Origin of the sequence: Pantoea sp. Ap-967, assembly GCF_011752565.1 — a bacterium.
GTDB lineage: Bacteria > Pseudomonadota > Gammaproteobacteria > Pseudomonadales > Pseudomonadaceae > Aquipseudomonas.
Genome location: NZ_VWXK01000002.1, coordinates 154,768 through 174,621, shown reverse-complemented (window position 1 = coordinate 174,621; position 19,854 = coordinate 154,768). Strand labels below are relative to the sequence as shown.

16 protein-coding genes are annotated in these 19,854 nt (G+C 62.0%); 7 read left to right on the top strand and 9 right to left on the bottom strand.

Annotation, left to right across the window (positions count from 1 at the left end; genetic code table 11):
- Positions 1 to 9: 9 nt before the first annotated feature.
- From F3J45_RS29805 to F3J45_RS03225, 3 genes are read left to right on the top strand one after another with little or no spacing between them, the layout of a single operon-like run.
- The gene (locus tag F3J45_RS29805; protein WP_205300374.1) at positions 10 to 168 is read left to right on the top strand and encodes a hypothetical protein; all 159 of its coding nucleotides are present in this window, start codon (positions 10 to 12) and stop codon (positions 166 to 168) included.
- Positions 168 to 1,121 carry a class I SAM-dependent methyltransferase gene (locus F3J45_RS03230; RefSeq protein WP_167057265.1) on the top strand — a complete coding sequence of 318 codons (954 nt, stop codon included), beginning with the start codon at positions 168 to 170 and terminating at the stop codon, positions 1,119 to 1,121. Before F3J45_RS29805 ends, F3J45_RS03230 begins: the two co-directional genes overlap by 1 nt.
- Before the next feature lie 10 nt (positions 1,122 to 1,131).
- Complete coding sequence (locus tag F3J45_RS03225) at positions 1,132 to 2,238, top strand: carboxylate-amine ligase (protein ID WP_205300373.1); 1,107 nt, start codon at positions 1,132 to 1,134, stop codon at positions 2,236 to 2,238.
- A 93-nt stretch (positions 2,239 to 2,331) separates the two neighbouring features.
- Here F3J45_RS03225 and F3J45_RS03220 read toward each other — a convergent pair whose 3' ends face one another.
- Entirely contained in the window at positions 2,332 to 2,688 is a 357-nt protein-coding gene (locus tag F3J45_RS03220) for a hypothetical protein (RefSeq protein ID WP_205300372.1), read from the bottom strand.
- A gap of 125 nt (positions 2,689 to 2,813) precedes the next feature.
- A complete protein-coding gene (locus tag F3J45_RS03215; RefSeq protein WP_167057262.1) occupies positions 2,814 to 4,601 on the bottom strand; it encodes a thiamine pyrophosphate-requiring protein in 1,788 nt (595 codons plus the stop codon).
- Positions 4,602 to 4,745: 144 nt separating this feature from the next.
- Here F3J45_RS03215 and F3J45_RS03210 point away from each other — a divergent pair, with 144 nt between their 5' ends.
- Complete coding sequence (locus F3J45_RS03210; protein WP_167057259.1) at positions 4,746 to 5,270, top strand: cupin domain-containing protein; 525 nt, start codon at positions 4,746 to 4,748, stop codon at positions 5,268 to 5,270.
- A gap of 223 nt (positions 5,271 to 5,493) precedes the next feature.
- Here the strand turns inward: F3J45_RS03210 and F3J45_RS03205 are convergent, their stop codons facing one another.
- Complete coding sequence (locus tag F3J45_RS03205) at positions 5,494 to 6,408, bottom strand: LysR family transcriptional regulator (protein WP_167057256.1); 915 nt, start codon at positions 6,406 to 6,408, stop codon at positions 5,494 to 5,496.
- Positions 6,409 to 6,614: 206 nt separating this feature from the next.
- Between F3J45_RS03205 and F3J45_RS03200 the strand changes: the two genes are divergently transcribed.
- The 3 genes from F3J45_RS03200 (at position 6,615) to F3J45_RS03190 (ending at position 10,688) form a co-directional block, all read left to right on the top strand.
- Positions 6,615 to 7,637, top strand: a complete 1,023-nt coding sequence (locus F3J45_RS03200) for a zinc-dependent alcohol dehydrogenase family protein (protein ID WP_167057253.1) — start codon at positions 6,615 to 6,617, stop codon at positions 7,635 to 7,637.
- Between the two features lie 403 nt (positions 7,638 to 8,040).
- Positions 8,041 to 9,390, top strand: a complete 1,350-nt coding sequence (locus F3J45_RS03195) for a hypothetical protein (protein ID WP_167057250.1) — start codon at positions 8,041 to 8,043, stop codon at positions 9,388 to 9,390.
- Positions 9,390 to 10,688, top strand: coding sequence for an aminotransferase class I/II-fold pyridoxal phosphate-dependent enzyme (locus F3J45_RS03190; protein ID WP_167057247.1), 1,299 nt, complete (start codon positions 9,390 to 9,392; stop codon positions 10,686 to 10,688). The genes F3J45_RS03195 and F3J45_RS03190 overlap by 1 nt, the downstream gene beginning before the upstream one ends.
- Before the next feature lie 90 nt (positions 10,689 to 10,778).
- Here the strand turns inward: F3J45_RS03190 and F3J45_RS03185 are convergent, their stop codons facing one another.
- The 6 genes from F3J45_RS03185 to F3J45_RS03160 form a co-directional block, all read right to left on the bottom strand.
- On the bottom strand, positions 10,779 to 11,396 hold the full coding sequence (locus tag F3J45_RS03185; RefSeq protein ID WP_167057244.1) for a hypothetical protein: 618 nt from the start codon (positions 11,394 to 11,396) through the stop codon (positions 10,779 to 10,781).
- A 5-nt stretch (positions 11,397 to 11,401) separates the two neighbouring features.
- The gene (locus tag F3J45_RS03180; protein WP_167057241.1) at positions 11,402 to 12,217 is read right to left on the bottom strand and encodes a hypothetical protein; all 816 of its coding nucleotides are present in this window, start codon (positions 12,215 to 12,217) and stop codon (positions 11,402 to 11,404) included.
- 144 nt (positions 12,218 to 12,361) lie between these two features.
- Positions 12,362 to 15,466, bottom strand: coding sequence for an ATP-binding protein (locus F3J45_RS03175; RefSeq protein WP_167057238.1), 3,105 nt, complete (start codon positions 15,464 to 15,466; stop codon positions 12,362 to 12,364).
- On the bottom strand, positions 15,463 to 17,274 hold the full coding sequence (locus F3J45_RS03170) for a serine protease (protein WP_167057235.1): 1,812 nt from the start codon (positions 17,272 to 17,274) through the stop codon (positions 15,463 to 15,465). The genes F3J45_RS03175 and F3J45_RS03170 overlap by 4 nt, the downstream gene beginning before the upstream one ends.
- The gene (locus F3J45_RS03165; RefSeq protein ID WP_167057231.1) at positions 17,271 to 18,350 is read right to left on the bottom strand and encodes a serine protease; all 1,080 of its coding nucleotides are present in this window, start codon (positions 18,348 to 18,350) and stop codon (positions 17,271 to 17,273) included. The genes F3J45_RS03170 and F3J45_RS03165 overlap by 4 nt, the downstream gene beginning before the upstream one ends.
- A 2-nt stretch (positions 18,351 to 18,352) precedes the next feature.
- A complete protein-coding gene (locus F3J45_RS03160) occupies positions 18,353 to 19,723 on the bottom strand; it encodes an alpha/beta hydrolase (RefSeq protein ID WP_167057228.1) in 1,371 nt (456 codons plus the stop codon).
- Between the last annotated feature and the right edge of the window lie 131 nt (positions 19,724 to 19,854).

The following is a 19,854-nucleotide window of genomic DNA, read 5'->3' as shown; positions in this document are numbered from 1 at the left end:
GAAAACGCCGTGCACCTGCAAGATGAGTCATTGGTGGCGCCGCAAACCCCGGACATTTCCGCGCTGATCGGGGCGATGGCCGGCAATCGGCACGCGACGCCTCAGGGCCTGCGCGCCACGCGCGCCTACATTCAGGCTACCGGGTTGCTGCAGGGAGGGCTTCACTGATGCTGCTCGATCAAGACCAGGTTCGTGCCGACGAGGCCTTGCTGCAGCTGGGCCGGCGCCTGCGTGCCGACGGCTACCGGTTCACCTGCGTGACCCCGGCAACGCACGCTCGAGTCACTGCCCGCGCTGAACCGCGGCAGGCACACACGCTGCGCGATGTGTTCGGCTGGAACCGGCCGTTCGCCGCGTCGCTGCTCAGCGCCGACGAACTGGAACAACTGCGCAGTGCCGGCGTGCTGGAGGCGCAGGGCGCGCTGTGGCGCAGTAACGTACGTTGGTCCAGCTTGGACGATCTGTTGCTAGTGCATTCTGCCTGGCCCACCGATAGCCGCGACGCGGTGTTTTTCGGCCCGGATAGCTACCGTTTTGCCCAGGTGATCCAGGACCACCTGCAGCACAATCCGCAAACGGTGCAGCATGCCATCGATATTGGCTGCGGCAGCGGCGTCGGTGCGCTTTTGATTGCCTGCGCCGTCCAGCACGCGCAGGTCAGCGCGGTGGACATCAACCCCATGGCGCTGCGCCATACCGCTGTCAACGCCGCCCTGGCTGGTGTGGCCAACGTCACGGTTGAGCCCAGCGATCTGCTCGATGGCGTCACCGGAACATTCGACCTGATCGTCGCCAACCCTCCCTATATGCTCGACGCTGGCCAGCGCACCTACCGCCACGGCGGGGGATCGCTGGGTGGTGAACTGTCGCTGCGCATTGTCGAGCAGGCCTGTGAGCGCCTGACGCAGGGAGGTACGTTGCTGTTGTATACCGGCGTGGCGATAGTCGATGGACGGGATGCGCTGCTCGAGGCCGCTCGCCAGCGTCTGGCCGGGCCTTCGTTCAGTTGGTTCTACCGGGAGCTGGACCCGGACGTTTTTGGCGAGCAGTTGCTCGAACCGGGCTATGAGCAGGTCGAGCGCATCGCCGCGGTGGCGCTTACCGTCACCCGCTGTAGCTGATGCCTGCATTATGAGCCCTTGCACGTTCGGGATCGAAGAAGAATACCTTCTGGTCGACCTGGCCACGGGCCGCGTGTTGGCCGCGCCGTCACGGGCGGTAGACCGCTGTTGCCGCACTGCGTTGGGTTCTTGGTTCAGCGAGGAGATGTTTTGCAGCCAAGTCGAGGTCGCCTCGCCGGTATTCGAGACCTTGCATCAGGCTCGCGCGTTCTTCACCCAGCAGCGGCAGCGTTTGAGCCAGGCGCTGGCCGGCGAGGGCGTCGGGTTGTATGGCGCGGCGAGCCACCCCAGCGCTCAATGGCTGCGTCAGCGTCCGCGCAGTGCCCCGCACTATCGGCAGTTGTTCGACGACTATCAGCTTGTGGCCCGGCGCAGCCTGGTCAATGGCCTGCACGTGCATGTCGGTATACCTGCCGGCTTGGACCGCATGCAGTTGATCAACCGTGTGCTGTATTGGCTGCCCTTGCTGTTGTCGCTCAGCACCTCGTCTCCCTACTGGGGTGGTCAGGACACGGGCTACATGAGTTATCGGCGGGCGCTCTGCGGTGAGTGGCCGCACATGGGGCTGCCTGAACCGTTGCCGGACTGGAGCGCCTACGAGCGTTATCGGGCGCTGCTGCAGCGCACCGAAAGTCTGGCTGAAGACGGTGACTTTTGGTGGGCCATCAGGCCATCACGACGGTTTCCAACGATCGAATTGCGCATCTGCGATGGCTGTCCTCGACTCGAGGATGCCTTGGCTATCGCGGGTCTGTTTCGCCATCTCGTCGAGCGCGCGCTGGGAGGCTATGCTTGCCCCGCATGCCGCGAAATGCGCTGGGTGACTCAGGAGAACTATTGGCGCGCCCTGCGCCAGGGCCGCCTGGCCACCTTCATCGGCGTTGAGGGACAACAGCCAGTAAGCGCTGAGGGCTGGCTGGCGCAGTTGGAGACGAAATGCCCCGCCGAGACTGTCGATGCCGAGCGCTCCTTCGCTCAGGCCCGGCGTATTCTGTGCGAGGGCACCAGTGCCGATCGCCAGCGCGCGGCCTATGCATTGGCTCGCGAACAAGGCTTGAATGACCGCGAGGCCCTTCGCACCGTTGTGAAGCACGGAATGGACGACCAAATGCAGTAACACCGGTCCTCGTTCATACCCACAATGATTCTGCGGCTCTATTCCGACAGTTCCAGGGGCTACTCAACGTCCAGGACCAATGGCAAGATTTAGTCAGGCTGTGTCAGGCAAGGAGGGCGGATCCGCGGTCTTCATTTCAGGCACGCTTTGCGTCGATGAGTTGGCCCCCGGCGTGGGGTATTTGGATCGATCAGATGCAATTCGCCGTGCGCGCTCCACGCCCCAGGCTAAGGCGCGCATGATGGTTTCGCCCGGACGACTCCCATAGGTTTCTTCGCGAATCGCTTTACCGGAAGACGCATAGATCCCGATGAACAACTGCGTTGCGCCGGTTCTTGACAATCGAGCTTGCACCTCCAGCAAGATCCCATCTGAAAACACTTCTTCATGGGTATTGCTGCTGATCGGGACGCCCGCCCATTCACGATATTTCTTGCCTCGAATACGCATAGCCACCTCAACGTGTCTCTTATGATTGGACACGCCGAGTCTCATGCGCGATCAATCATTACGCGATGACCCGGACCAGCGGTGTGTGCAACTCTCACATAGGCCTGGCTCATCTACATGGCGTATCACTTCTTGCCAGGCAATACTGCACTGAGTACCTGCTTGGCCGTCTGCACGATCATCCCAGCCTGGTCGGGGTCACCTTTAAGCAAGGTGCTGGCGAACTTTTTCGCCTGTTCCAGCTTGATATGCGGCGGTAGCGGCGGCACATCGGGATCGGTCTTGAACTCGATCAGCACCGGCCGATCGGCGGCCAAGGCCTGCTCCCAGGCGCTGGCGATTTGCTCTTCATGGTCGACGAAAATGCCATGCAGGCCAATAGAGATGGCGAACAGGTGGTAGGGCACGTCGGGGATCGACTGTGAAACCTCGAACTTTGGGTCGCCTTCCATCACGCGTTGTTCCCAGGTTACTTGGTTGAGGTCTTCGTTGTTGAAGACCGCGCAGATCCACTGCGGGTTCTCCCACTGTCGCCAGTACTTGGCCACAGTGATCAGCTCGGCCAGGTTGTTCATCTGCATCGCGCCGTCGCCCACCAGTGCCACTACGCTGCGCTGCGGGTGGGCGAACTTGGCGGCGATGGCATAGGGCACCGCCGCGCCCATGCTGGCCAGGCCGCCGGACAGCGAGCACTGCATGCCCTGGCGGATCTGTAAGTCGCGGGCAAACCAGTTGGCGCACGAGCCCGAGTCGCTGGTGACAATGGCCCGGTCGGGCAGGCGAGGGGAGAGCTCATGCACCACGCGCTGCGGGTTGATCGGGTCGGCTTTGACCAGCGCGCGTTTCTCCAGGGTCTTGTCCCAGTGCGCACGCCAGCTTTCGACCTTGTCGCGCCAGCGGCGCTCGCTTTTGTGCTCAAGCAGCGGCAGCAGGGCGCGCAGGGTTTCGCTGGCATCGCCGACCAGGTTGACTTCCATTGGATAGCGCAGGCTGAGCATGTCCGGTTGCAGGTCGATCTGCACCCCACGGGCCTGGCCTTCCTTGGGCAGGAACTCGGCGTAGGGGAAGCCGGAGCCGATCATCAGCAAAGTGTCGCACTCGTTCATTAGCTGGTAGCTCGGTTCAGTACCAAGCAGGCCAATGGCGCCGGTGACCCAGGGCAAATCGTCAGGCAGCACGGCCTTGCCCAGCAGCGCCTTGGCCACGCCGGCACCGAGCTTTTCGGCCACGGCGATGACCTGCTCGGTCGCCTGCAAGGCGCCGGCACCGACCAGAATCGCCACTTTTTTCCCGGCATTGAGCACCTCGGCCGCCCGTTGTAGGTCAGCGTCGAACGGCACGACCTTGGGCTTGCTGAAGCCGATGCCCGAATGCACTGTGCCATGTGCCCGTGCTGGCTCCTGGTAGGGCAGATCCTGTAAGTCATTGGGCAGGATGATGGTGGTGACCCGGCGTTCACCGACGGCAGTACGCACTGCGCGGTCGAGCAGGTGCCGCACCTGCTCCGGGGTCGACGCCTGCTGCACGAAGGCACCGGCCACATCCTTGAACATCGACAACAGATCCAGTTCTTGCTGGTAATGCCCGCCCAGCGCCGCGCGCGCCTGCTGGCCGACGATGGCCAGCACCGGCTGGTGATCCATGCGTGCATCGTAGAGGCCGGTCAGCAGGTGCGAGGCGCCGGGGCCGGAAGTGGCGATGCACACGCCAAGCTCGCCGGTGAACTTGGCGTGAGCGCTGGCCATGAACGCGGCCATTTCTTCATGGCGAGCCTGGATGAATTCAATCTTGCCGTTGGCTCGGCTCAATGCGCCAAATACGCCATTGATACCATCGCCCGGGTAGCCGAAGATGCGTCGCACGCCCCACTGGTACAAACGCTCGATCAGGAAGTCGCCTACTGTCGTTGTCATCGTCTTTTCCCTGTCTGTGATCGATAGGGTCTGGACTGGGCCGCGAAGAGGAAAGTTTCAACAGGTTGTACGTGGTCAGCCCGCAGGAACCTCGGGACAGGTATGGCTTCTCAAGGACATTGCCCATCTGATCAGGATGCCCCCATGTTTGCCATCGACAGCAGCACCCAGCCCCTGCAGGCCTTGCGGTTCGAGGATGACGGCGCGACGCCCAATAGTCGTTTCCCCGTGTTGCTGTACCGACTGCAACTTGCTCCTGCGCATGACAATGCCGGCGCGTTCGAGACCTTGTTCGCCGCTCATCAATGGACCCCGCTGTGGCGTGCCGGGATTTTCGATTACCACCATTTTCACCCCAATGCGCACGAGGTGCTTGGTATTGCTCGCGGCCATGCTCGGATAATGTTGGGCGGTGCAGCGGGTCAGGCGCTGACGGTCAAGGCGGGTGATGTTCTGGTTTTGCCAGCAGGGACGGGGCATCGTTGCATGGCGTCCAGCGACGACTTTCTGGTCGTGGGCGCCTATCCCCAAGGTCAGGAAGATTACGACATCCAGCGACCAGAAGTTGCCGGTCACCAGCAGGCGCTGGCACGTATCGCCCGAGTGCCGCACCCCGAGCAGGACCCGGTAAGCGGAGCTCACGGTGTCTTGATGAGACTCTGGCATTGATCAGAAAAAACGAGATGTACGAACCCAGCGAGGAGGCCGAAAACTGCTTTTTGCTCAGCAGTTATCTTCCGTCACTCCGCTGTCTTCGTCCTGAATAGCTTTGACCCTTAGTCCATCGTAGATCCTTAACGAAATATCAGTGGGGATCGACGGACGGTTGTGAATTTTAAGTCTTATTAAAGTACTGATTTTATTGATATTTATAGAACTCGATGGAGCTTTGTCACAGGCTATCGGGGTCGCCAAAAAACATCTGTATCCGCGACCGCAACCACCGCTCTGCCGGGTCGTTGTCCTGCGCCCCGCGCCAGGCCATGTGCAGTTCGAAGGTGCGCACCGGCAGCGGCAGATCCTCGGCCCTCAACCCGCCCGCTGCGGTCAGTGCATCGGCGGTGTAGTCCGGCACCGTGGCGAGGATGTCGGTTCCCGCCAGCAAGCTCCCCAGGCCGTTGAACTGCGGCACCGCCAGCACTACGTGGCGCTTGCGGCCAATCTCGTCGAGTGCTTCGTCGATGAACCCGGACAAGTCGCCGGCAAAGGACACCAGGGCATGGGGCCGGGCGCAGAAGTCGTCGAGGGTGATGCTGCCCGGCACGCTGTCGGCGCGCAGCAGCTTGGGCTTGCTGCGCCGCAGTATCTTGCGCTTGGCGTTGGCCGGCAGCTCGCTGGTGTAGCTGACGCCGACGGAAATCTCGCCGGAGGCCAGCAGGGTCGGCATCAGCAGGTAGTTGACCCGGCGCACCACCAGAACGATGCCCGGCGCTTCGGCGCGGATGCGCTTGAGCAGTTGTGGCAGCAGGGCGAATTCGGCGTCGTCCGACAGGCCAATGCGAAACACCGCATTGCTGGTGGCCGGGTCGAATTCAGCGGCACGGCTCACGGCAGTGGAGATCGAGTCGAGTGCCGGTGACAGCAAGGCGAAGATTTCGTGGGCCCGGGCCGACGGCTCCATGCTGCGGCCGGTGCGCACGAACAGCGGGTCGTCGAACAGGTTGCGCAGGCGCGACAGGGCCGCGCTGATGGCCGGCTGGCCGAGGAACAGTTTCTCCGCGGCACGGGTCACGCTACGCTCATGCATGAGGGTTTCGAACACGATCAGCAGGTTGAGGTCTACGCGACGCAGGTCGTTTCGATTCATCGGTGCGCTTCGCCTAAAGTGGGGCAGGGGTGAATCTTAAGGCCAAAGGCTGCTACCCTGCACCGATTTCCGGGGGCCAATGCACAGGAAAGTCAGGTGCCCAATCGATGACAGGCATGTCGACTATTAATAGCCACTGATGGTCTAACGGTAAAAGCCCGGATAAAGTCCGTGGTAATACGAGATTCACACAGGCGAGGTATGCGATGTCCCGCATCATCCGTTTCCACAAGTTCGGTGCTGCCGACGTGCTCCGTTGCGAAGAGCAGGCCGAACCGTCACCTGCCGTCGGCGAGGTGCAGATCCGCGTCGAGGCGATCGGCGTGAGCTGGTATGACGTGCTCTGGCGGCAGAACCTGGCGCCGTCCCAGGCACGTCTGCCCGCCGGGATCGGCCACGAGATGGCCGGGGTGGTCACGGCCGTTGGCGCTGGCGTAGACGACATTGCGGTGGGCGACCGGGTGGCCAGCTTCCCGGCCACCAGCGCCAACGAGCATCCGGTGTATGGCGACGTCATCGTCTTGCCGCGCACCGCCATTACCCGTTACCCGGATGTGCTTACCCCGATCGAGGCCAGCGTGCACTACACGCCGCTGCTGATCGCCTACTTCGCCTATATCGACCTGGCTCGCGCCAAGGCCGGGCAAACGGCGCTGGTTACCGATGCCAGCCACTGTGCCGGGCCAGCCTTCGTGCAGCTGGGCAAGGCGCTGGGGCTGCAGGTGTTCGCGGTGACCAAGGAGCCTGAGCAGCGTGAATACCTGCTGGGGCTGGGCGCGGACAAGGTGATCGTGACCGAAGAGCAGGACCTGCTGATGCAGGTGGGCAAGTACACCGACGGGCGGGGCGTGGACATGGTGCTCGACGGCATGGGCGGGCCGCAGATGTCGCTGCTTGGCGACGTGTTGGCGCCACGTGGCAGCCTGGTGCTGTACGGCCTGCAGGGTGGCAACCAGACGCCGTTCCCGGCGTGCGCGGCGTTCCAGAAGAACATTCAGTTCTACGTGCACTGCATCGGCAACTTCACCGGCAAGCCGGAACTGGGCATCAGCCAGGACCAGGTGGCCCTGCACCGCGCCTTGCGCGATATCAACCAGTTCACGGCCGATCAGTTGCTGACACCGCAGATCATCAAGGTGTACCCGTTTGGCCAGGTGGTCGAGGCGCATCGGTACATGGATGAATGCCCTTGCGGGGGGCGGGTGGTGCTGGACATGGCCTCGGCCTGACAGCCTGCTTTCGTGTTGTACAAGAACCCGGGCATTGTCCCGGGTTTTTTGCGGGTGCTTGTAACCCTGTAGGAGCGGGCTTGACCCGCGAACACCGGCGCAGCCGGTGCCATTCACCGCGTCGCTTGCTTCGCGGGGCAAGCCCGCTCCTACAAGAGGCAGGGAAAGCTGTGGCTCGCGATGGGAACACGTTCTGAAACCACTTGGGCTTTGCGCGAGTGAAGACGCTGCTGCACCCTTGCTGAATGGTTTTTTTGCCGGAATCTGTATCTATTAATCGCCTTGCAACATTCGATAATAGCGCGGAGAACGACAACGCAAGGAGCGTGCGATGCAGACGGGAGCGCGTCTTTCAATGGGCTGGCGGCAGCCCTTACCCCTCCTGGCCATGTGAGGGGGTGGTGTGAGCATTATTCACGATCAGGCCATGCACTACATCTACCAACAGGTACTGGAGCGCCTGTTGCGGCACATGTCCCAAGCGCAGCGCGCGTCCTTGCAATTGTTGATTCAGCGCCTGCTGGTGGCCGCAGGCGGGCCAGATTACATCGGCAACTTCAGGTTGCTGGTGGTGCAGGGCAGTGACCGGCGCAGTGCCCGCCTGCTGGCGGTATTGCGTGCGGCGCAGTTGAGTATCGCCTTGCGCGCACCGGTCACCTTCAAGCTGCGTGTGCTGGTGGCCTGCCTGCCAGCCACCAGCAGTGCGCTGTTGGAGCAGCATGAGCGCAGTTTCAGTGCCTTGTTCATGCAAGATGATCCGCGGGTGCAGCTGGAGGTGATCAGCGCTGGAACCCTGGTGCCTTTCCATCGCCGCCCGGTGCTTGCGCTTGAGCCGTGGCCGCAGGCGCGCGACGCCTTGCTGCAGTTCGGCCATCTGGTGGACGCACGCCCCGAAGTGTTGCTGGGCTGCCGTATGCACCTGGAGTTGGCCGATGCCATTCGCCTGGCGCTCGCCGGGCAACCCTGCATTGATGCCCTGGTAACCGCCATGCCGTGGTGCCAGCGGCGGCGCTTTCTGGCCTGGGCACGCAAGTTGTTGCGCCTGGGCGTTGAAACGGGCCCGGGCCCTTCGCACGCTGGCATGGGCAGCCTGCTCGCCGGCCTTGGCCAGTTGCATGGCGTGGCGGGTTTGTTGGCGCATTCGGCCATCGAGCCGGAGGCGCAGGCCTTGATGCGGGTCCTGGCATTGGACGACCTGCTGCCGCAACTGCTCAGCGAAGGCGAGCTGGACCTGGTGATGGGTTGGCGCTTCGAACCGGGGCAGGACTGCAGCGCGCTGGCGGCGTTTCTCGACCCGTTGGCCCTGGCGCAGTTGCATGAACTGCAAGCCCGCTGCCAGGCGCCCTTGTTGCCGCGGGCGCCACTGCGCTTGGTCAGTTATCAGGGTGAGGACAGGGCCCAGGCCGCGCAGCAGGTGCGCTTGGGCAAGGCCTACGGCATTGGCCCGGTGCAGCTTGAATGCCTGCTGTACCGCCCCTTCGTCGATCGCGGTCAGGGCCTTGAGCGTTTCCTGCGCAGCCGGCATGCCGACATGCTGGTTGCATTGCCGTACCTTCATCGCGCCTTGCAGGGCGAGCCTTGCCCCGACGCGGTCAAGGACTGGTTGGTGAACACCAGTGGCCTGGCCCTGGCGCAGCTGCGCACCCTGTACGCGGGGCGGCTGGATGAAGGCCCACGGCGGCTGCTGGCGAGCCTGGCGCGGCGTGACGTGGAACTGCGCCTGCTGCCGCCACCGGACGAGGCCTTGGGCTGATGCAGCGAGAATTCGCCTACCAGGTGGTATACCGCTACCTGGAAGGCTTGATCGAAGACGTCGGGCAGGGCGGGCCGCCGCGCTTGCCCTCGCTGCGCGTGCTGGCGCGGCGCTTGCGGGTTTCGCTGGCCACCGTGCAGGCAGCCTACAGCTTGCTTGAACATGAAGGGCGGGTGTTGTCGGTGCCCAAGTCCGGTTATTTCGCCCAGACCGCTACCAGGCGCGCAGCGCCGGGGCTGGCCGGGCGTGTGCCGGTGCCGTTGCTGGAGCGCGCACTGTTCGCCCAGGAGCGGCGGCTGGCCCGCTCGCGATTGCCTGCAAGCCATGGCCTTATGCGCCTGCGCCAGGCCTTGGCCGAGCGTTACACCCGTTCCTCCCGCCAATGCTGGCAGCCCGAAGAGGTGCAGGTGGGCCCGGATGTTCAAGCCGTGCTGGAAACGTTGTTGGCCGCATTGGCGCTGCAGGGCTGTACCGTGCTGGTCGGCTCGCCCTGTTGCTGGCGCCTGTTGCGCTGGCTGCAGCAGGCGGGCCTGCGCGTACTCGAAGTGCCTGAGGATGCCCGCGGCGGCGTTGATGTCGAAACCATCGCCAGGGTGTTGGGCCAGGAACAGGTCAGCATGCTGGTGATGCCTTCGTGCCTGGGCATGCCCACGGGCCGCCTTATGGCCCGGCAGGAGCAGCAGCGGCTCGCCAGGCTGCTGGCCCAACAGCCGGTGTGGTTGCTGGAGAACGACCTGGACAGCGAACACTGCTTCACGACCCCGCGTTGTTCACGCCTGCGTGACTGGGTTGACCCGCGCTGGCTGCTGGTGCTGGGTTCGCTGGAGGCTGCGGTGGGCGCCGAAGCGCCCTATGGCTATGTGCTCAGCCGCCAGTTGGCGGTGGCCCAGGCATTCGACCGGCGCGCGTTCCAGCTGGCGCCGCTACGCCAGCAGGCCCTGGCGCAGATGCTTGGCAAAGGCGAGATCGACGAGGCCCTGACCCACGTGCGCGAAGAATTACGCGGGCGCATGGCATTGTTGTGCCAGCAGGTGGCCGCCTGCCTGGGCACGCAGGCAGCATTCAGCAGGCCTGAGGGTGGGCAGGTGCTATGGCTCAAGCTGGCCCAGCCTGTACCTTGCAACCTGCACCTGGCCGAAGCGCTCGGCCCCACGCTGCAGGCCCTGCCTGGCGAGCGGTTCAGTGTCCAGGGGCACTATCGGCAATACCTGGCACTGAGCTGGCAGGGCGGTCAGCTGCAGCTGCTGGTCGCGGCGTTGCAGGAGTTGGCAGTGCTGCTCAAAGGGGGAGGGCGCTGATGCCATTCGTCGGTGCGCCGACCGCAGGCACCGTCGTCCGTCTTCAGAAAAAATCGGGAAGGATGGGTTAAAGTAGCCCACGTTCAGGCATCAAATGTGCTGATCAAGCTTCTCCGACGCGCGCTTTCTCAGCGCGTTCAAGGCGGTGCGGACGGCGTTCTCATCGGTGCATACAGACAAGTCCAAAGCCTCCGCGTAGGCGCGATAGCCAGGATTGCCATCACATTCGTGTACCTCTCCCATTGCTGGATAGTACGTCAGGTCCCAGACCTGGGTGCGCCAGTTGTATGGCCCTTTGTGGGGTTCCAGGCATTGGAAGATATAGATGCGCAACTCGCTTCGGCTGTTCTCGACGATTGATGCTTCTTCGGCGTCTTCACCATTGCCCGTGTCGTTCCTGACCCAAACGTCGAACAACAGATCACCTTTCTCATGGCAATGCACGGGGTCTTCTTGCCCGCCGTTACGAAGCCAGAGCACGGAAATGTCGTTGAACGGCAGAAAACGTTGCCCTGCGCCGTTGCTGACCTCTAGCCCATCGAGGCTGCGGGGCACACGATTTCGCGATATCTGAGAGTAGTAATCGGCGCCGAACTCCTCTCGTATAAAGCCCAGTAGCTCAAGAATCCGCTGTTGATAATCCGCCAGCAGGCGATAGGCCTTGCGCACATCGAGCAAAGCGCTGTCGATTGAAGTCGCAGTGTTCAAGTTAGTTAACTCCACCTTGCAATGGGAAACTGGGTAAATTGAATAGAAGGCTCAGAAAGATCTGATAGGAAGCGGTATGTCGCTACGCAGCTTGGGATTCGCTTGTCGCTAACGATTCCAGGCGCAAAGACAGGAGAACGCGTAGCGTCGATCGATACTGGGGCCAATTGACCTAACCAGCGCCGGGGAGTAATACGCAGTCCATGCCATTCGTATGCGGCGGCAACATCATCCAGCAGGCGCTGAAGGCCTGGCGATGAGTCCGAAGATGCGTTGGAAATCGCGGCCTCCAAAGCCTGGAACAGCTGATACCAGCTGCAGCACGCCAACTCGTAATCTGAGCCTACCCCGGACAGTTCTCTCTCGATTTGGGATTCGAGCTCAGCAATGCTTTTCTGTGTGTAATCTTGAAGGCCACCCAGGGTGAGGAGTATCGCGCCTTCACCCAGCTGCTTGCCTGCCCAACCAGCCCGCAACTCATTTGCCAGCTGTACAGCATATTGCTGTTGGAGATCGTCGTGGCGCTTGGCTTCGATCAGCAGCGTACGCTCCGACCCATACAGCACCACATCGGGTTCGACACGTCGTCCGTCAAGCCACCATGATGGCCAGAACTCGAAATCCTCCAAGGTGCCGATCGATCTGTCTGGTCCCAACAGTTGAGAGAAGAAGCGGTCACGCACAGATTCGGGTAAGTAAATCAGGCGCTCGACGATGGTGGCGGTCAGGATGTCTTCCGCCCCGGTGGCATCTCCCAGGCTTGAGTGCTTACCTTCAACGCCGCTACCTCGGCGCTTGCCGTTCAATATTGCAGCGAGCATGTTATCTCCAGCCTTAAGCGCCAAGGGGTTTCATCGTACGGTGTAATCATCTTTTCTCTACGCATAAGGCTTGTGCCCGCGCTGGCAATGCCACTGTCTCTTCGTGCGAATGCGACCCCAATAGCGAGGATCTGCTGCCGGCTGTCAGAGGCCGGGGCCGTTGGTTCTCCGGGGCGTTGGCGCTGGTGGGGATGGTTCGAGCGCCTCGATCAAGCGCCAGGCCTGCGTCAGTTGGTGGAACTGTCGCGAAGCGTCGCCTGTACAGATCCGCTCGAACTCGCGGCACACCTCACTAGCCAAACCCATGCGCGCAAGCCATTCGACGAAGGGTATCAACACCCTATTGCCACTGCTTTTCCATAATTTGCTCAGCCAAACATCCCGTTTGAGCGCGGCCGGGGTGCCTTGTGTAGTGGCAATCAGGTCGAGGAAGTACCGATTGGCGGCTTTGCGCTGAGTGGCATCGGAGAGGGCAGAGCGGATCAGTTGCCGGGTGGGTGCACGTAACTCGACGATCATCCCAGGCAGCATTTCGTAGGGCGTGAACCCAGCGATCGTAAAAAAGCCAATCCGATTGGCCTGGCACTGGGTGATGGCCTCGGCAAGCTGGCGGGTATAGAGCCCGACCTGCTCCAGTTCGACAGGTTGAGCTCTGACCTTGGCCAGGCAAGCACGAAGCGGGTAACTGCCCGGTACGACATCGCATAACCTATCGAGTTTCGCCAGGCAACGGTCGTCTAGTGACAAGGCATCACCGTGAACCTCGAAGACGTCGTCCTCACTGACGTGGCCCGCCGCCCACAACAGTAGCCAGAGTCGTGCTTTCTCGTAACTGGCGAGCGGTGAATCATCTATGGCCTGTGTCAGGAACGCGTACATCACCTCCCATTCCTGATCGACGTTGGCACGCTCCTGCAGCGCGCCAATGCCCCAGGCGACCATGGCCTTGAGCCTGCCGGTCATGCGTTTTGTGCCTCGTGATTCGACCAAACGCAGCAACTCTAACGGCTTGGGGATATTCTGGGTTCGGCGCCGCCAGAGGTCGAGGAAGGCGCTGACCGCAAGGGCGTTCTGTTGATGCTCGCGGCTACTGGAGGCGATACCGCGAAAGGCCTCATGGCCCATGCCAAGCGCATTACCAACGGCAGGGGTATTCCACCTGGCCAAGTCATGCTGCGCGGTCAGCCACCACACGGGCAGAACGCCTGGCGTCGGCAGTGCCAAGGCTTCTTCGGCCCGGTCGGCATCGATCAGTGCCCAGGCGTATTCAGCGGTCGCCTCACGCTGCAACTCACCCGGCAGCAATGCAAGGTCTTCGCGCAACGGTGGCATTTGGCAGTAGACGCGTGCCAGCGCTGCCGCGTAGGGCGTGAGCTCACTGAGGTCGCCGGCCATGGCTTGCCTGACCAGCGTCTGCTCTTGCTGGTCCAACTGCAGCGGGCTTTGCAGCGTCATCAGGCGGTGATAGACGACTTCCACCAGGTGCTGCTCGCTCGACAGGTCCGGGTCGCATTCCTCTCGATGATACTCAATGGCTTCGCGGTGCAACTGCTGCGCAAGCGGCCCGGCCACCGGGTCCTTGCGCAGCAGGCCCAAGGTCACGATACGCAGGTCCTTGCGGTGGCGTACCTGATTCGGCGCGTACTCATCGACTAACCAGGCGTGCTGCCTGAGGCGGTCGAACAGCACCTGCGATTGGTCCTGCGATAGCTCGTCGCCCAGCACCAGGGGGGCCAATACGTCATGCACCAGTGTTGGCGTGACCACACGCAGTACCAACCCCGGATACGCCAGCTTGCGCAGCGGGTCGCTTTCGCCAATGCCAATGCGATTGAGAATGCGGGTGTAGAGCACGCCCTGGCCGAGCGCCTTGTCCAGCCCGGCAGCATCTTTCAGGAATGCTTCTGCATCGTCGGGATGGTTTGCCAGGTAACGGCCCACGAGCCTCAGTACCAGTGGGTTGCCGTCCAGCGCGGCGGCCACTTTTTTTGCATCGCCGCTGCAGAGGCCTTCGCGGCTCAGTAGTGCACGGGCATGGCGTTGAGACAGTGGCGCCAGGTTGAACGGTTTACCGATCCTGTAGCCCAGCGGACGCGCCATGTTTGCCGCCGCACGCCCTGCCACCAGCACGCGCATGCCGTGCATGTCGAAGTCCTGCCAGACTACTTCCAGCCACTCGGCCAACGCGCCAACGGCGCTATCGCCACGGCCAGCGAGCATTTCGAACGTATCCAACACCAGCAAGACAGGTTGTTGGTGCAGCCCGAGCCGATGAATGACGGCGCGGGTGAACGCGCTGCCTTCCATGCTGGACGACAACGTCTGTTCGCGGCTAGAGCTCATGTCGTAGCGGCTAGCCGAACGATCGGTGAACGAGCGCTTGAAGTTCTGTCTGATCTCGTTGAAATCGTCTTTGGCCTTGGGGTAGTAGCGGGCCAACTGGCGGGTGAGCTCCAAGGTCAGGCCAGGCCCTTCAGGGTCTAGCGAGGGCCGGTCAAAATCGAAATGCACGATGGGCAGGGGAGGCGCGAGGGCATTCAATGATTGGGTCAGTGACGCGAGCAGGCTCGACTTGCCGATCCCGCCCTCGCCGTCGATGACCCGGATTTGCCCTTTATTTTGCCCATCGGTGGCGAAGTCCTGGAGCTCGCTCAGTTCATTTTCGCGGCCGATCAATCCTTCACCCACGAGTGCCTGTAGCTCCTGGTCACGGGTGCGGTTGGCAATTTCGCTTTGCACCTGCCGCGCATCTGGCAGGCTCAGGGTTTTACGGGTGTCGGACAGGCCTTGCAACCAACCGCTGGCCACCGCCAAGGATTGCAACTGCGGCGTGCTAAGCCGTTGCAGTTGCGGCTGCCAGCCACGCAGTAGTTGCGCGGTGTACTTGCCTTCGAGGTCTTGAGGGGTGGGCTCGAAATGGTCGAGTACGTTGCGCTTGAACCCAGGATCGGCCAGCAATTCGGCCAGCGCCTGGCGCCGAGGCCCGATGGACAGGCGCCGGTATAGGTCGCCGGCATCGATCACCAGTTCGGAGATGTCGCTGAGGTACGCAACCAGTGCCTCGCGCTCGTCGGGGGATGCTTTGCGTGCCAGTTGGCTGAGGTCGAACGCTCCTGCCAAGGCGACTCTGGCAATCAGTTCGCGCGCCTTGTCGGTGAGGCCGTCGATGGCCGTCACTGGCTGGGCCGCCAGGCGTTCATCCAGCGCGGCGAGGCGCTTGTTGAGTGCTTCGTCGTCAGAGGCCGTCATAGGGATCTCATGTTGTCGAGGAACAGCCCGCACGTCGTGGCCATGCAGTGCAGATTGGCCGTTGTGGGCTGGCCGGCAGTCATTGTTTTATAGCGCTTGCTCAATGCCGTGCGGTACTTGACGTCGGGCACGCCAGAGAAGGCTTTATCCATGTACTGCGAGAACCTTGCAGGCGTGAGGTCGGGCAGTATCTGCTCGCTCCAGTAGGCGGCTGCGACTCTGGGAGGCGTGCCCTCATAGCCCAGCAACACGATGCGCAGCCAGCGGTAACCCGCCAGTGCCTCGTAGAGCAATTCCAGTAATTCGCGAAGGTTATTGCCCTCGCCCAGCGGCACATGGGAGGCGTCCGGGCGTTTCAGGTCGTCGAGCAGCAACCAGACATGACGTTCCATGCGTGCTTGGTCGAGCCTGGCCAGCAACTCGGGTACCAGGGTGTTGCGCAGGTAGGCTACGGACGTGGTTTCACCTTGCGGCGGGGTGAACGGCGTGGGGTTGCTCTTGCCTGCGGCCGTCAGCAGTCGCAGTGCGAATTCTTCTGCGCCAAGGGCGTGGATATCCAGCGCCGACATTCGCACCACACGGTGCTGCTCAGGTGGAAGCAGGGCCTTGAACAAGTCAGCGGTAAACGTCATCCCAGCCGGCATGCGCAGGCTCGGGCGAATCATCAGCCCGCGCTGGTTGTCGTTGGTGCAGGCCTCACGCAGCCATGCCAGGGTCTGCTCGCGATCAACGATGGGGCGCGAGAAACCGTCCGCATCATCGAAACTGTAGGGCCAGTTTGATGACAACGTCATAGGTTGTTGTGCAATGGCCTCAGCCACTTGATCGATGGCCGTTGCCAGGTTGCTGGCGGGTGTCACCCCCAGCATTTCTCCGGTGTGCACCCCGACCACCCTGAAGTTGACGTCGAAGCAGGGTGCCCCGGAGCTGCCGGGTTCGGAATTGACGGAATGCTGGAATAGCCCCGGTGTCACGTGCAGCCCGGTGATGTTGCCTTGCTGGTGGCACATCGCTTGGCCGACGGGATGCTGCATTACCAGCAGGTAATCCTGAGGATAAGGCAGGGTAGCGTTCATTTCCATGCGCCTGGCCATAGGCAGCGGCGCTTCGGCCAGGCGTATGATGGCGTAGTCCTGGCCGGCCAAACCATGCTGGACGATACCACCAGGCTGTATTGCCGGTGAATTGAGTGCTACCAGCCACTGTTCGGCGAGCAGGAATTCACGGGGTTTGCGGCGTATGCGGCGGCCCCCGAACATGTCGACTTTGTCGTCGAAGTAAACAATGACCCGGAAAGGGTCTGCTTCCTCGGGCTGTGCTATGTCGACCAACGGGTCATTCGTTGCGCTTGAAGTCAGCACGTGGCCGGCAGTGACCACCATGTCGGGCGGTACAAGCCACCCCGTACCGGCATGCCGGCCATCGATCTCGATGCGGCACACATAGTCGGCAACATGAAGTAGCCCCTTGGCATGCAGGGCACTGTTCAAGAACGGTGAATCGGCATCGATCAAGGCCTGCGCTTTGACCATCCAGGGCGATGCCGTCTGTTTGATCGCTTCCTCGATGAAACCGCGAGTCACTAACCGAGCGGTCACGCAGTTGGTGCAGAATGCGCTCAACCACCCCCCCGCGCGCGCATGGCCGAAGGCTCTGGCCAGGCGCTGTTCGAGCGTATCGCCGGGTTGGCTCAGGGTATCGTACTGAACCTTGGTGTCATCGCCTTGCTGCAGGGCGAGAAACAGTTCGGCAAAGGCCAACTCACCATCGACCACCCACTGGGCCAGGCGTAGATCCGCCGCCGTCATGAAACGCTCTCCATCACTGCACGTATGTCATGGGCGAGGTTGTATTCCCCGGATCGCCCGCCAAAATGCAAGCCGATGACTTGCCAGGTATCGTCCAGGCCGATCACGCAACCGCCCGAGTTACCGCCCAGGGTCGAGGCGTCGTGGCTGAAGCAGCGTGGTGGCTGGCTGTCACCGGGCACCTGGCCCAGCGTATCGCCCAACAGCCCCGGCGAGAGGCGTTTGACGTCGAAAACGCCCTTGAACAAGTTGAAGAGGACCTTGGCATTCTCCATGCCGAACGAAGGCTTGGCCGGAAAGCCGATCGTGACGAGCGGCATGCCTGGCTGCAAGGCTTGGGCATCGTCGGCATCGCACACTTGCAGTGGCGTGGGCAGGCGATTGTTGGGCAGCGCCTGGATCTGGATCAAGGCGAAGTCCAAGCGCCGTGGTTCGCCCAATTGCAAGATCGGCTCAGGCCCGAAGCGCTCAACGACGACGGGCCGAGCGAGTGCAGCCGGCGGGTTGCTGCGCTCATGCTCACCGCCAAAGTCGATGACCAGGTCGTCCTTGAAACGCCAGGTGCCGGTGCCGTCCAGTGCGGCCATTTCTTGCAGTACATGGCGATTGGTCGCGAGCAGGCCGGTGTCGACCAAGAAGCCCGTGCCCAAGGTTTTGCTGGTCCCGTCGGGTTGCTGCTGGGCAATACGGGCAATTTTGCCCAACGTTTCCCTGAGCAGAGGCTTGCTCTTGGTCAGGCGGCTGAGCCAGCCACCGATCTGTGGGTCCTGGTAGTCGATGCTGTCGTTGCTGACCAACAGCGCAGGCCGCGAGCCGTCGGTAAGGATGATCGCCTCGATGCCGACACGCATGGCCGGCGTGAGGATACCGCTTTCGCTGCGCAGGTAATCCAGGCCTGCACGAGCACTGGCCAGCAGGTGCCTGGACGCAGGGTCGTCTTCATCGACCTGCGCTGCCAGGCGCGCGAGCGAATGCTCACGTGCCTGCTCGGTCAGCGGGTCCGCCCCAAGGCTTTCGCGGCCATGCAGGTTTACCTGGCTGCGCAGGCGACTGCGCAGTTGCTGTGCGACGTTCATGTTCACCCTTTGGTGATTGCGAAGTGCAACGGTTCACTGAGTGTGGGTTGGCCCTGGAAGCGCAGTTCATATAGGCCCGGCGCGAGCTCATCCGACTCGATGACCAGGCTGAGGCGGTCGAGAAGCGGGCCTGAATAGTTCACTCGATAGGTCTTTGCTGGCGATTTTGCGTCTGCGCGAGCGTCGGTGATTACCAATTCCCCTTCGATACTATCGGTGCGCCCTTTGCCATCGAGTGCCCTGAGGTTGAGTACCTCCAAGGTCACTTCGATGGGCTCGCCCTGCTCGTAGACCGGACGATCAAGAGAGCCCTCCAATATGGCTTCGTTGACTCCTGCGTCGATGACAGTTCCAACGTTCCCGCCCAGCAAGCGGAAGAACGCACGGCGGAACGTTTCGCCTTTGAATACAGTGGCGTGCTCGTTGATTACGATCTGGCGCTGGCCTGTGGTAGGCAACGAGCTATACAGCGGCACTGTGCCATCGCCGGCATCATTGGTTTTGGTAATGACCGACGCGGCATGTTCAACCGCCTGGCCGGCGGTGTGGTTGACATTGATCCGGGTGACGGTTTGATGGCCGCTGCCGGCAAAGTAGAAGTAACGCACCCCTTCAGGCCGTGCGCCCGCAGCGAGCACCTGGTGCATCCGCTGAGCTTTGTTCACCAAGCCATAGTCCAGCCCCAAGTCCTTGGCCGACTGTTGTTCATAAATGTCGACGGCCCTCAGGTCAGGGCTGTTCAGCGCCCATACCGCCGCTTCGCCCGGGGCGGGAAGAAGTTGGTAGGCCGACGGATAGCGTGGGTCGTTAGCCAGGCGCTTGACGTCTTTTGCACTGACCCCAGCGGTGCTGTCCAGGCCAAAGATACGCGCCAATGCCAGCGGTGCGCCCAGGTGAGGTGTGCCCAGGGTAATCAACTGGGTGATGTTGGCGAACCAAGGTTGTTTTTGGTTGTGCGCTTGTTCGAGCAGCAAACGCGAGACCAGGCCGCCCATGGAGTGGCCGACCAGGGTAACGCGCGCAGTGGGCTCCTGGATGTGCAGCTTTTGAAGGAGTTCAGCCAGCTTTTGTGCGCTATCGAAGTTGTCCTGCCGCCAGTCGTAGCCGAACTCGATCCGGCGTTTGCCTTTGTCGGTGTTCTTGAACCCCAAGTCGTCAAGGTGTTCGCGCAGCAGGCTGTAGAAGTTGTAGCAGGCCACTTTGTTGATCGGCTCGCCGACTTTAAGGTCGGGGCGAGTCAGCAGCTCCAGGCGCTTGTAGCCCATCACGGCTTCATAGGGCGTCGGCGGCCAAACCTCTTCTGGCTTGCCATCTGCACCGGTTGCCAGGAGAGTAGTACCCATGATGCCAGGAATCAGGATGACGATATCCACTTCAACCTCCTTGTCGGGTTTCGAGCTGTGCTCGTTTGGGGTTGAGAGAAGCTAGTCAAACTCCTTGGCAATTGCAAATTGCCAGTATTCATCCGGCCGCCGTCGATGCGTGTATGCGTTCGGCGCAGTCC